Source organism: Rhizobium sp. NPDC092011 (genome assembly GCF_044756305.1).
Classification (GTDB): Bacteria; Pseudomonadota; Alphaproteobacteria; order Rhizobiales; family Rhizobiaceae; genus Rhizobium.
On sequence record NZ_JBIVSO010000011.1, the window covers coordinates 42025 to 55079 of the forward strand.

Consider the following 13055-nt stretch of genomic DNA (forward strand, 5'->3'; position numbering starts at 1 on the left):
CGCTACTTGACGAGGTTGCGTTCGAGATTGTCAGGCCACTGTGCCTTTGGGTCGAGACGGACATAGGCCATGCCGGGCAAACCCGTTTTGACATATTGGATGTATTTTTTCAGAAGCTCCTGAGGGATCTGGGCGCGAACGCGGAAGGTGAGCTTCTGCCGCTCCTCTTCGGTTTCGACAGTTTTTGGCGTGAATTGTGCAACGTCTGCGACGAACGAGACCTTGGCGGGAATCGTGTATTGCGGCGCCGCGTCGAGCACCAGACGAACGTCCGATGCGATCGAAGTCCGGCCCGCCTGTTCCGTCGGCAGGAAGAACGTCATGTAGACATCGCCGAGGTCGACGAGATTTAAAACCCGGCCGCCGGCTGCCAGCACTTCACCCGGCTGGGCAATGCGATATTGAATTCGGCCATCCCTCGGAGCCTTGAGCGTACTGTCGGATATATCCGTTTCTATGCTCTCAATTTCGGCCTTTGCCGCATCGACCGCCGCTTCTGCGTCCACCACTTGCGCCTTGGCGGCATTGATGGCGGCGTCTGACGCCGCAAGAGCTGCTTGTGCCGAGGCAAGCGTTGCTTTGGCAGCCTGCTCGTTCGCCTCACTGTCATCGACGATTTGCTGCGAGATCGTGTTGCTGCTCAACAGCTGCCTGTTGCGGGCATTCGTCTTGCTTGCGGAATCGAGCTGGGCCTTGCGCTGTTCGATGACAGCCATCGCCGAGGTCTTCTCCGCCAGTCGTTGGGCAACAAGGCTATTCGCCGTGTCGATCGAGATCTGCGCGCGACGCAGCTGCGCTTCTGCCTGGCGCTTGCGAGCCTCGAGTTGAGCCGTATCCATCTGAGCGAGCGTCTGGCCGGCCGTGACGAAATCGCCCTCTCGGACCAGCAAATCCTGCAATCGCCCGGCGGTCTTGGTGGAAATGTCAATTTCGACCGCCTCAATGCGACCATTGCTTGCAGCAAAGCCGGCGGGAAGGCCGGGGGCATTGATCTTCGTCCATGCGTAATAGCCAGCCGCTGCAACAATGATAATGATTGCGCCTGCAAGCCAGGTCTTTCGCGAAACAGCCATTGCACTCTCCATAACCATCGGTCCGCACGCTCTTGGGCCGCGCAGGCAAACTACTTTAATCTTTCAACTGCCCACCGCATGCCAGACCATCTAATCGGTATTTCGAAGCGGTTTCTTCTCAAGCAACTCCATGGTCGGCCTACGGCTTCATCGACTTGTTTTACAAGCGAAAAACGCAATCCATGAGCGCGACCAAACCGAGCAGATCGACAGCGATTACGGAAGGCGCGTTCGCGAGTAGCAAGCAATACGCAAGCCTACCGGCCACATCGATGATCGCGGTTTTTCCAGGCTTCGTCGCCGTAAAACCGGCGGCGATCATCTCAAGGATGCCGGCCACCACGAGGGCGACCGCACCAATTCTACGCGCCGATAAGGCGCAAGGATCATGACCCGTCCCATCGAACAAGGCCGGGGCGGCTCATATCAGAATATGACGGTACCAAGTAGAGTTGTAGTTTTCAATGCCACAAACAATTCAAGCGAGTTTCGTTTTTTGGGGTCGATGTGCCCGGTTGTACCGCTTGGCAAAGAGCAATGAAAAGCGGGAGGCCGCAAGAGTAGTCGCCAGCGGCGAAGCGTCGCGGCCCATGCGACCAGCAATACGGGACCGGAATGAGGAAATCACTGGGTCGGCCCGGCCGACCAGAAACAAGCTCATCGCGGGGCCGTGCCCTTTGATAAGCTTGTGGTTAAGCAATACCATTCTTGCAATCGAATTACGGGGGCTTGTCGATATGCCTCAGATGACTAGCACCAATATCGACGGCAGCCCCAATCATAAATGGAGTTCCATTTGCGCAGAGATCGAGTGAATTCGGCCCTAGAAGGCGTCGCCGGCTTCTCGCCAGCTGCGAAGCAACACATGCAACTCTTCGCGATCCTTCTGGTCGAGCTGCGGTAGCCCTGGAACTCGAACCGGGCCGACATCCAGACCAGAAAAGCTGACCGCCTCCTTGACGACCGTGACGTTCGTGCCGTTACGGAACTTGGTGCGCATGCGCTCGAAGGGTTCAAGCTTGGCCACGATGGTACGCGCAGCGGCAAAATCGCCTTTTGCCAGAGCAGCATGAACGGCAAGCGACAACTTTGGTGCCACATTGACCAGTCCGGAGGTGAAACCACGCGCGCCCGCTGCTGCAAATGTCGGTGCCCAGCTTTCGGCCAAGCCGCAAATGAACAATGCACCATTTGGATCGGAGGCGGCAATCGCCCGTGTGAGCAGCATCAGGTCGGTTGTCGCAAACTTGATGCCGACGATATTTCCGTGTCCGGCCAGCCGAACCATATCGTCGACGCCGAACCCTTCGGCACGGACGTAAGCAACAAGCGGCAGCGGCGAAGCCTCCGCCAAATCCCGGAAGTAATCGATCTGTGCCGCCGGTGCGGCAAACGGATCCACCGGTTGATGCGACATGACGGCCGAAGCGCCGATCGAAGCAGCGTCCTTCGCCATTCGTATGGCTTCGCGCAGCGAGCGGCCGATCGCCGCCGTGACCGGCGCCTTGCCGTCGACACCGGCGACTGCGGCTTCGTGGACACGGCGGATTTCGTCCGGCGTCAACGCATAGAACTCGCCGGTATTGCCGGCTGCAACGATGTTATGGATACCGGCAGCCGCGACGCGCTGGTAAACCCGAGCCGTTACCCTTGCTTCCACCTCGCCGCCGGCATCATAGGCCGTGACCGGAACACCGGATACGCCGGTCAACGCGTGCAGCATGATTTCTACGCTCATCTTCCTACCCTTACCCTTGTTACCGTTGAGACGGACCAAACATGCTTCAAGAGGCGCCTCGCCTCTTCCCGCGTGTCCTCAAACTCCCTAAACGCCCTGGAACATGCGGGCGCGTGCATTCAATATGTGACGCTTCATGGCATCGTGCGCCTCGACCTCCCGACGTGCAAAGATCGCCTCTACGATCACGGCATGCTCGTCCTGGACGCTGCGGATCTGTTCGGGCGTCCGCTTGAGGCTGAGACTTCGCGTGACGGAGTGGCCAATGGCGAAATGCGGCCTGAACAACTCGCGGGCAGAGACATGAAATTGATTGCCGGTCGCCATCGCAATCGCATCATGCAGTTCCTGATCTTCCTCAGCCCCAAGCCTGCCTTCACGCAGACATTGTTCAATCTTCTGCAGCGCAGCCGAAATCCGCTCCCTGTCGGCGGGCTGCCAGTTGCGGGCAGCGAGTTCGGCCGCTTCCGCCTCAAGCCCGGCGCGGAATTCGAAGAAGCGTTGAACATCGGCGAGCGATCCGACAGGCACCATCGTCAGGACCGACGAATCCGGCCTCTGTCGAACGTAAGAGCCCGATCCCTTGCGCGAAACGACCAAACCGTCGGTACGCAGCCGTTCCAGTGCATCGCGGACCACAGGCCGTGATGCACCGAACATTTCTGCAAGCCTGGTTTCCGCCGGCAGGCGTTCGTTGACCGGGAATTTCCCCTCCGCAATCATGGCGACGATCCGCTCATAGATGATGTCGCCGAAGCGCGTCGCGCCCGTAATGGGTTCGTTGGCGGCAGCGAGTTTCATCATCATCCTTCGCAATGCCGACCAGCGGCAGCCATAGCGCATGTCCTCGCAACAGACCTACTCGATCTGTAAATATCTGTCAATTTTTGTTATTATTTGCGAGATCCATACGGCCTCGACGCCACACCGGAGAGTTGCAATCGCGGTAAGCCGGAGGCTGGTTGCATCGACTGAGGCAAGGCCCGACTGAGGTCGAAATGGAAGGGATTCGATGCACCATGAAAAATTGTCGCGCGGCGTCAGCAAAGGTGCCGTCCTCGGCGGCATCGCGAGAATGGCGGCACTGTCTCTGACCGCTGCTTCAGCGCGGTTGATGCGGCTGACCAGGCCCCCGCGCTGGCTGAATTCGCCAAAGATCACATCCTATCCGACGAAAGAGGCGGCGTTCGGCCGCCCCTTTCGTTGCTGAAGCTATCATATCGGCCTGCTCGCAATCATTTCGCGCTTGCGGCGCCTGAATTGCCAAGAGTCTCACGGCGGAGATCCCTCGGTATCATGCGACCGATCACGAGAACCAACAGCGCCGCAGCCAGCAGACAAGCAGCAAGGAAGAACATCGGTGCGATCGTGCTGCCGGTCGAATCCTTGATCCAGGGAACGACATTCTGGGCGACGAAGCCGCCGAGATTGCCGACGGAGTTGATGGCGGCAAGGCCTGCCGCGGCACCTGCCCCCTGCAGGAATCGCGATGGCAGGCTCCAAAACACCGGCTGCCCGGCAAATATGCCGGCGGCCGCGACGCATAAGAAGGCGAACTGCAGGGTGTGGTCGGGAACGACGGCGGAGAGAACGAGACTGACCGCACCAACCAGCGCCGGCAAGACGATATAGGGTGTCTTGGACTGCGCCTTATCAGCCGCTGCGGGCACCGCATAAAGGGCGATCGCGACGAGAAGCCAGGGAATGATGTTCAGGAAGCCGTTCGTCGTGTTGCTGACGCCGAAGTTCTTGACGATGGTCGGCAGCCAGTAGCTCAGGCCGTATGCAGCCAGCGGGAAGCCGACATAGCAAAGCGCCATCAGCAACACGCGCGGATTGATGAGTGCGCGGAATCCGTCGGCGGCATTCTTCTCCATGCTTGAATTTTCCGCCGCGAGCCGGTCCTTCAGCCATGTCTTTTCCGTATCGCTGAGAAACGACGCCTGGGCAGGCAAATCTGGCAGGAAAAAGAGCGTGATGATCCCTGCGATAATGGCGGGTATGCCGGTGACGAGGAAAACCCATTGCCACCCGGCCATGCCGTAAAGGCCGTTCAGATCGAGGAGCATGCCCCCCAATGGCGCACCGATCGCATTGGCGAAGGCGCTGAAGATCATGAACAGACCGACCATCGTGCCGCGATAGGCGGACGGGTACCATAGCGTCAGAAGATATAGAACGCCCGGGAAGAAACCCGCCTCACAGGCGCCGAGCAGGAAGCGGAGGATGTAGAACATCGTCGCATTCTGGGTGTAGGCCAACGCGACCGTGACTATCCCCCAGGATATCAGGATGCGCGCGAACCATTTGCTGGCGCCGAACCTGTCGAGAAGCAGGTTGCTCGGCACCTCAAAGATGAAATAGCCGATGAAGAACAGCGACGCGCCGAGACCATAGGCATATTCGCTCATGCCGAGATCGCCGACCATTTCCAGCTTCGCGTAGCTGACGTTCTGACGATCGATATAGGCGATCAGATAAAGGATACCCAGAAACGGCATGAGCCTCCAGGTGATCCTGGAGATAAGCTGCTTTTCATCAACCACGCCTCATCCTCCCAGAAAGATGGTTCTGATTGATGTAGATAGCGCAACTCGGCGTTTATCAATGCGCTGGACGGCAAAGCAACTTCACGCACCGAACCTGAGGGTGAAACAGGCAGCGACTGCCTCAAAAGCAAACGCGCGCCCGAACCGATCCCTCAGGCCACGCGTTCGAACTGCGTGCGAATATGTTCGATGTAGTGCTGGCCGGGCGACGACGCCTTGACCATGGCAAGCGCCGCCTTCTGCGGCACGCCGGTAAACTGGCGTTCCTCGCCATTCTTAAAACGGATGTAGAGCCGCCCGTCATCCGGGCGGAAAAAGACGGACTTGATAATTTTCGACGAAACCGGAAGTTCTTGCATGGGTCACCTCACCTTTATTGGGCTTTTCGCATAGAAACCCCAAAAGATGGGTGAAGTGACCTAGTTAATGAAAGATAGAGTTGTATCTGCGGATTTTAGCGATTGCCTTTCAAGAGCTTACTGCTCTTTTGGCAAGGCATCTTCGGCATAAAGCGCCGCAAATTCCGCGCTCGGCGGTATTGGCTTAATGATGTCGATCAGCACACCGTTCGGATCGGTGGTGATGAAGTGGCGCTGACCGAAGGCTTCGTCGCGAATGGCAAGCAAAATGGGTAGGCCGGCCTGCCGCACACGATCATAAACCGCATCGACGTCGTCCACCTCGAAATTGAGCAATAGTCCTGCGACCCTCCCCCGACCCTGGCCCGGAATGGTCTCATGCTGCCCATCCAGAATGGCAAGGTTGATCGCGCTATCCTGCCCATGCTGCAGGTGCACATACCAATCGCTGGCGAAATTCTCCTGGAAGCCGAAATGCGTCCTGTAGAACGCCGCAGTCTCCTCGACGCGCTCCGTCATGATCACGGGGTAATAGCTCGTCACCTTCATGCTTCACATCTCCTCAAAAAAGACATACAGTCTGCCTGTATTTCCGTACATAACATACAGGCTGCATGCATGCAAGACTATCGCTCCAATCGAGAAAGAACCGAAAAGACCAAGGCCGCGCTCATCACAGCAGCGCGCGCCCTCTTCGTTGAAAAGGGTTATGCCGAAACGTCGACGCCGGAGATCGTGGCAGCGGCCGGCATTACGCGCGGCGCGCTCTACCATCATTTCGAGGACAAGCGCGCACTCTTTCGCGCCGTTGTCAGGGAGGAAGCGCTTGCCGTAACAGCCGCGATCGAGGCGGCGACGCCTGATCGTCTTTCGGCTGTCGATGCGCTGATCGCCGGCAGCAATGCCTATCTCGACGCGATGAGGGTGGGCGGCCGCACACGGCTTTTGCTGATCGAAGGCCCGACAGTGCTCGGCTATCTCGACATGAAGCAATTGGACGAGGAAACCACGGCACTTAGCCTGCAGCATGGGTTGGAAGCAGCGCTCAATCTGGACCACGCCTCCAACATCCCAGCCGACGCGCTTGCCGACATTCTTTCAGCAGCCTTTGATCGAGCAGCCCTTGCGGTCGATGCAGGCGGCAACGCGGATCGATATCGCGCAGCGATTGCGCATCTTATCAAGCATATTGCGGGCTGAGGGACACGCGCACTTGATGGCTGAAGATCGCAATTCGCTAGCCACGAAATTACCGGCTGCCTAGACTGTTTCTCTCCTTTGAAGAGATCCAGCTCCTCATCCCTTCGCATATTATTTGGGCACAGCTGTTGCTTGACACTTTTTTAGACGCCTCCTATGATTTTTTACCAAATGATCAAAAAGCAGGGGAACTAAAAAATGACCAAGCAGATCATATTGACACGTCGTGCCGTCATCGCGTCCGGCATTGCACTCGGCGTCGGTGCGCTTGCACCGGCTGCTCGAGCGGCAGCGCCACTCAAAGTCGCCGGAATTCACGCCTCGCCAGTCGAAAATGCCTGGAATTCCTGTCTTCACAAAGCCCTTCAGGACGCAGCCAAGGAAGGCGTTATCGAATACGTCTTTTCCGAGGGCGTCTCGGGCACGGACTATCCGCGCGCCATGCGTGAATATGCGGAACAGGGCAACAAGCTGATTATCGGCGAGGCCTATGCGGTTGAAAAGGAAGCACGCCAAGTCGCAGGCGATTATCCGGACACCGCCTTCGTGCTCGGCTCGAGCGGCGAGGCTGCCGGCAGCAATTTCGGCGTCTTCGGCACGTGGAACTATGACGGCGCTTATCTTGCGGGCATGCTCGCCGGCAAGATGACTAAGTCGAATGTCGTCGGATCCGTCGGCGCGGTTCCGATCCCCGAAGTCAACATGCTGATCAATGCCTTCGCCGCCGGCGTCAAGGCGGTCAATCCGAACTGCAAGCACCTCGTCTCCTTCATCGGCACCTTCTTCGATCCGCCCAAGGCGCGTGAAGCAGGTCTCGCTCAGATCGACGCAGGTGCCGACGTTCTCTTCGGCGAACGCATCGGCACGGCGGATGCCGCCAAGGAACGGCATATCAAGTCCGTCGGATCGCTGATCGATTACACGCCGCGCTACCCAGACACCGTCTTTGCCAACGCCATGTGGTATTTCCGCCCCATTCTCAACGCCGCCATCGCAGACGTTGTCGCTGGCAAGCCCGTGGGCCGCAACTACACGGCCTATGGCCTGCTGAAGGAGGGCGGCAGCGATATAGTCTACGTGAAAGGCGTCGCACCGGCGGAAGCGGAAGCGGCAATGGAGAAGGTCCGTGCCGACATCAAGGCCGGCACCTTTGAAGTTCCGAAGGTGCCGGATCAGCCGAAGTAGTCCTCCGGTTCGATCATGAGCAGCCCGTCATTCGCCGACGCCACGGAGCTGGCCGGCGCAATCAAGGCCGGCAAACTCGCCTGCATGGACGCCATGCAGGCAGCTCTTGCTGCCTGCGCCAAGCAAGCTGAGCTTGGCGCCATCGCCTATGTCAATCCTGAGGCGGGGCTTGCGGCAGCGCGCGCTCTCGATCAGGAGGCGTCGCTGCATCCGGAACGTTTTGCTGAGCGCAGCTTTACCGGGGTGCCGACGGTTGCCAAGGATCTCGGCGGCCCTTTTCCGGGACTGCCGGTGACGGCGGGCTCTCGGCTGTTCACGCGCACCGGCCGGGGCGCTGACAGCGACCTGGCCGGTCGCTTTCGCCATGCCGGCCTCTGCGCCTTTGGCTTGAGCACCAGCCCGGAATTCGGCTTCTCCCTCGCGTCCGAGCCGGCGATCGGCCCGATCTGCCGAAACCCGCTGGATCCAAGCAGAACCGCCGGCGGCTCCTCGGGAGGTGCCGCGGCCGCAGTCGCCGCCGGCATCGTGGCGATTGCCCATGCGACGGATGCGGGCGGCTCGATCCGCGTCCCGGCCGCCTGTTGCGGCCTTGTCGGACTGAAGCCGACACGCGGCGCCGTGCCCGCCGGCCCTTCATTCGGTAATCATCTCGGCGGCATCGCCAGCGAACTCGCCGTGACCCGCTCCGTGCGCGATACCGCGCGGATCTTCGATGTCGTACGGGGTCGAACACGGGGACCGTTCGCGGATATCGCTCAATCCCCAGCCAAGACGGGCAAACTTCGCATTGGACTTCTGGCAGAAACCGGACGGCGTTACGCGATCGAGCCAGACCGCGCCGAAGCGGTGGAGAGAGCCGCCCGCCTGCTCGAGAAAAAGGGAACCGAGTTGGTATCCCTTCGCTGGGACGAGGTGAAAAGCGCCGTTGAGGCCAGCGCCCGCACCTTTGGCGATATCATTTCCGTCAATATTGCCAGCCTGGTTGACGATCTCGGCCTGGACATGCGTGCCGCCGAGACGATGACGCAGGCCTTCATCACGCGCGGACGCGCCATGCCGGCAGCGGCCCTTTGGAGCTCGCTCAATGGCGCCGTAAGGGCCAGCCGCAGTCTGTGGGAGATCTTCGACAAGGTCGACGTCATCGTCATGCCGATGCTCGCCTCGGCACCGCCGCCGATCGGGTCTTTCCCCACGGATCATTCGGACACCGAGCTGCATCTTGAGCGCATGACATGCTTTGCGCCGCTTGCTTCGCTTGCCAACATATCCGGCTTTCCGGCGATCACGCTCCCCTTCGGCGAGGATGCCGAAGGATTGCCGCTGCCGGTCCAGCTGATGACACCCATGGGTGAGGATAACCTCCTGCTGCAGCTTGCATCTGTGCTCGAGGCCGAGCAACCTTGGCAGCACCGCTACCCGATCGCAGGATTTCCGACATGAGCATTCCTGTTCTGACCATCGAAGGTGTCAGCAAGCGCTTCGGCAACACGATCGCCAATGACAATATCTCGCTGTCATTGGGAAAGGGCGAGATCGTCGCCCTGCTCGGAGAAAACGGCGCAGGCAAGACGACACTGATGAGCATCCTTTTCGGACACTATGTGCCCGACGCCGGACGCATCCTCATCGACAACGTGGAACAGCCGCAGGGCAAGCCGCGCGCAGCAATCAGGGCCGGTGTCGGCATGGTGCATCAGCATTTCTCGCTCGCGCCGAACCTGACCGTCCTCGAAAACATCATGACGGGTACGGAGGCGCTCTGGTCGCTCAAGTCCCAAACGGCGGCGGCCCGCAAAAAGCTGCTGGCGATCTCCGAGCGCTTCGGCCTGAAGGTCGATCCCGATGCGCGCCTCGGTGATCTCTCGGTCGGCGAGCAGCAGCGCGTGGAGATCCTGAAAGCGCTCTACAACGATGCACGCATTCTCATCCTCGACGAACCGACCGCCGTTCTCACCCAGATCGAGGCCGAGAAACTCTTCTCGACGCTGAAGCAGGTGGCAGCACAGGGCCTCTCCCTGATCTTCATCTCTCACAAGCTCGATGAGGTTATGGCGACGGCCGACCGCATCGTCGTTCTGCGGGGCGGCAAGGTTGCAGCCGAAAGGCAGGCATCTCAAACCACCAAGGGCGAGCTTGCCGAACTGATGGTCGGACACCGCGTCACGCGCCCGACCCGGGAGAAAAGCGCGCCTGGCGCCATCGCGCTTGAAGCTTGCAACATCACGCTCAAGAGCGGCGGCGTCGAACGCCTGAAAAAGATCAGCTTCCATGTCCGTGCGGGCGAGGTTCTCGGCATCATCGGCGTGTCCGGAAACGGTCAGGCGAACTTGGGGCAGATTCTGTCCGGCACAGCAAACCGTACCTCGGGCGAGCTTCTTCTGTTCGATAAGCCGGTCGGCGATCTCGATGTCGCCGCGGTCATCGATGCCGGTATCGGGCGCATTCCGGAGGATCGGAATCGCGACGGCGCCATCGGCGAAATGGCAATCTGGGAAAATGCCGTACTCGAGCGCCTGTCCTCCTATTCGAAACGCGGACTGGTCGACAAAGGCGCCGGCATGGCCTTCGCGCAGGAGATCATCGAGGCATTCGACGTGCGCGGTGGCAATGCCGTGACCCGCACCCGCCTGTTGTCGGGCGGCAACATGCAGAAGCTGATCCTCGGACGCAATCTCCATGAGCGCCCGCGTATCCTCATCGCCGCCCAACCGGCGCGCGGGCTGGATGAAGGCGCCGTCGCTGCCGTTCACGGGCGCATCCTGGAGGCTCGCCGGCAAGGCACGGCCGTTCTTCTGATCTCGGAGGATCTGGATGAAGTCATTGCCTTGGCCGATCGCATCCAGGCGATCGTCGGCGGACATCTTTCGCCACCCATCGATGCCGATGAGGCCGATGCGCGGCTCCTGGGGCTGATGATGGCAGGCGAATGGAAAGAAAAGAGTGGGGCTGACCATGCGATTTGAACGGCGAGAGCACCGCCCACTCTACATGATGATCCTCGCACCGTTGCTTGCCATCATTGCCGCGCTCGCGCTCGCCGGCATCCTGATCGCCATCGCCGGCGCGCCTGTCTTCGAAGCCTATCGGCGGATCTTGCTCGGCGCCTTCGGTTCGCGGCTCTCGGCAACGGAGACACTCACACGCGCAACACCGCTGATCCTGACAGGGCTTGCCGCCGCCGTCGCCTTTCGCGCCCGCCTGTGGAACATCGGCGCCGAGGGGCAATTCTATTTCGGCGCTATTGCTGTTGCAGGTTTCGGGTCGAAAATGCTCGCCGGCGTGCCCGGTCCCATTCTCATCCCGCTCCTGATGGTGATCGGCGCCATTGCCGGCATGGTTTTGATCCTCGTGCCGCTATGGCTGCGGCTGCGTTTTTCTGTCGATGAGGTCGTCACGAGCCTTATTCTGAATTTCATCGCCGTTCTCTTCGTCTCCATGCTGATCGACGGCGTGCTGAAGGACCCGACGGCATTTGGCTGGCCGCAATCCCAGGCTCTTGTCGATCAGGCCATGCTGCCGAAACTGATTGCCCGCTCGCGTCTCCATATCGGTTTTGCAATTGCGATCGTCATCGCGGCGGTCGTCTATTTCGTCCAGTCGCGCACCGTCTTCGGCATGCAATCACGGGCAGCCGGCCTCAACCCGTCGGGCGCCGTCTTTGCCGGCGTTCGCCTCGGCTCGACCCTCGTCAAGGTCGCCTGTCTGTCGGGCGGGCTGGCCGGCCTTGCCGGAGCGATCGAAGTGATGGGCGTAAAAGGTTACGTCACCACCGATCTGTCGCCCGGCTTCGGTTATGCCGGCATCGTCGTTGCCATGCTTGCCAACCTTAATGCGCTTGGTGTCGTGCTTGCGGCGATCTTCACCGCAACCATGTTCGTCGGCGCGGATGGTATGAGCCGCAGCCTCGGCATCCCCACCTATATCGCCGACGTCACGGTCGCCCTTTCGCTACTAACCATGCTGATCGCATTGTTCTTCACGCAGTACAGGATTCGCCGATGAGCACGCTGGTCGACATCATTGCTTCAGCCGGGCTCTGGGCTGCCGTGCTCAGGATCGCCACACCGCTGATCTTCGGCACGCTCGGCGCGCTGCTTTGCGAACGAGCCGGCGTCCTCAATCTCGGCATCGAGGGCATCATGACCTTCGGCGCGATGATCGGCTGGCTCTCGGTCTATCATGGCGCCGACCTTTGGACCGGCCTTCTGATTGCAGCGATCGCCGGCGGCATTTTCGGGCTGCTGCATTCGGCGCTGACGGTAACGCTCGGCCTGTCGCAGCATGTTTCTGGCCTTGGCGTGACGCTCTTCGCATCCAGCTTCAGCTATTACATCTTCCGGCTGGTCGTACCGGTTGCCGGAACGCCGCCGACCATTACCCCTTTCCAGCCGATCGCGATCCCCGGCCTGTCGACCCTGCCCTTCATCGGTCCGGCTCTCTTCACCCAGACGGTACCCACCTATCTCGCAATCCTGGTGGCGCTCGTTATGGCCTACCTCATTTTTCGCACGCCGGTCGGGCTTGCCATCCGAATGGCGGGTGAAAACCCGCATGCCGCCGAGGCCCAGGGCCTCAACCCGATGAAAATCCGGTACGGCAGCATCATCGCGGGCAGCGCCTTGATGGGCATGGGCGGTGCCTTCCTGACCTTGTCAGCCTTCAACAGTTTCTTTCCGACCATGGTTCAAGGCCGCGGCTGGATCTGCATCGCACTGGTGGTCTTTTCGTCCTGGCGGCCGGGCCGGGCGCTGTTCGGCGCCCTGCTTTTCGCCTTCTTCGACGCATTCCAATTGCGCCTCCAAACCGCAGTTCAGGGTGTACCCTATCAGATCTTCCTGATGACGCCCTACATTCTGTCCATCGTCGCCCTTGCCGTCATGAGCAGGCGAGCCCGCGTGCCGCAGGCGTTGATGCAACCCTATCGCCGTGGCGAGAGATAATCCGAGGAGCC

Annotated in this window: 13 protein-coding genes; 7 read left to right on the forward strand and 6 right to left on the reverse strand. The window is 60.1% G+C overall.

All coding sequences use genetic code 11. The features are described from left to right. Positions 1–2 precede the first annotated feature (2 nt). From ACIQJ2_RS29710 to ACIQJ2_RS29720, 3 genes are all read right to left on the reverse strand, one after another. Positions 3–1073, reverse strand: coding sequence for an HlyD family secretion protein (locus ACIQJ2_RS29710; protein WP_400674039.1), 1071 nt, complete (start codon positions 1071–1073; stop codon positions 3–5). An 823-nt stretch (positions 1074–1896) separates the two neighbouring features. Next, on the reverse strand, positions 1897–2811 hold the full coding sequence (locus tag ACIQJ2_RS29715; RefSeq protein ID WP_400674037.1) for a dihydrodipicolinate synthase family protein: 915 nt from the start codon (positions 2809–2811) through the stop codon (positions 1897–1899). A gap of 87 nt (positions 2812–2898) precedes the next feature. Further along, entirely contained in the window at positions 2899–3612 is a 714-nt protein-coding gene (locus ACIQJ2_RS29720; RefSeq protein ID WP_400674123.1) for a FadR/GntR family transcriptional regulator, read from the reverse strand. 211 nt (positions 3613–3823) lie between these two features. Between ACIQJ2_RS29720 and ACIQJ2_RS29725 the strand changes: the two genes are divergently transcribed. Next, the gene (locus ACIQJ2_RS29725) at positions 3824–4021 is read left to right on the forward strand and encodes a hypothetical protein (protein ID WP_400674033.1); all 198 of its coding nucleotides are present in this window, start codon (positions 3824–3826) and stop codon (positions 4019–4021) included. Positions 4022–4046: 25 nt separating this feature from the next. Here ACIQJ2_RS29725 and ACIQJ2_RS29730 read toward each other — a convergent pair whose 3' ends face one another. The 3 genes from ACIQJ2_RS29730 to ACIQJ2_RS29740 all read right to left on the reverse strand — a co-directional run bounded on the left by ACIQJ2_RS29730 (position 4047) and on the right by ACIQJ2_RS29740 (position 6268). Then, positions 4047–5357: an MFS transporter gene (locus ACIQJ2_RS29730; protein WP_400674030.1), complete on the reverse strand. Its 1311-nt coding sequence runs from the start codon at positions 5355–5357 to the stop codon at positions 4047–4049. 155 nt (positions 5358–5512) lie between these two features. Then, positions 5513–5719, reverse strand: coding sequence for a KTSC domain-containing protein (locus ACIQJ2_RS29735; protein ID WP_199094995.1), 207 nt, complete (start codon positions 5717–5719; stop codon positions 5513–5515). Between the two features lie 117 nt (positions 5720–5836). Continuing rightward, entirely contained in the window at positions 5837–6268 is a 432-nt protein-coding gene (locus tag ACIQJ2_RS29740) for a VOC family protein (RefSeq protein WP_400674027.1), read from the reverse strand. A gap of 69 nt (positions 6269–6337) precedes the next feature. On the opposite strand from ACIQJ2_RS29740, the gene ACIQJ2_RS29745 reads away from it, so the two are divergent. The 6 genes from ACIQJ2_RS29745 to ACIQJ2_RS29770 all read left to right on the forward strand — a co-directional run bounded on the left by ACIQJ2_RS29745 (position 6338) and on the right by ACIQJ2_RS29770 (position 13044). Further along, on the forward strand, positions 6338–6919 hold the full coding sequence (locus ACIQJ2_RS29745) for a TetR/AcrR family transcriptional regulator (RefSeq protein WP_400674024.1): 582 nt from the start codon (positions 6338–6340) through the stop codon (positions 6917–6919). Positions 6920–7117: 198 nt separating this feature from the next. Next, positions 7118–8104, forward strand: coding sequence for a BMP family protein (locus ACIQJ2_RS29750; RefSeq protein WP_400674022.1), 987 nt, complete (start codon positions 7118–7120; stop codon positions 8102–8104). A gap of 15 nt (positions 8105–8119) precedes the next feature. Continuing rightward, positions 8120–9544: an amidase gene (locus tag ACIQJ2_RS29755; protein ID WP_400674019.1), complete on the forward strand. Its 1425-nt coding sequence runs from the start codon at positions 8120–8122 to the stop codon at positions 9542–9544. After that, positions 9541–11067, forward strand: coding sequence for an ABC transporter ATP-binding protein (locus tag ACIQJ2_RS29760; protein WP_400674016.1), 1527 nt, complete (start codon positions 9541–9543; stop codon positions 11065–11067). The genes ACIQJ2_RS29755 and ACIQJ2_RS29760 overlap by 4 nt, the downstream gene beginning before the upstream one ends. After that, positions 11057–12106, forward strand: coding sequence for an ABC transporter permease (locus ACIQJ2_RS29765; RefSeq protein WP_199149953.1), 1050 nt, complete (start codon positions 11057–11059; stop codon positions 12104–12106). Before ACIQJ2_RS29760 ends, ACIQJ2_RS29765 begins: the two co-directional genes overlap by 11 nt. Further along, a complete protein-coding gene (locus ACIQJ2_RS29770; RefSeq protein ID WP_400674012.1) occupies positions 12103–13044 on the forward strand; it encodes an ABC transporter permease in 942 nt (313 codons plus the stop codon). Before ACIQJ2_RS29765 ends, ACIQJ2_RS29770 begins: the two co-directional genes overlap by 4 nt. Positions 13045–13055: the final 11 nt, after the last annotated feature.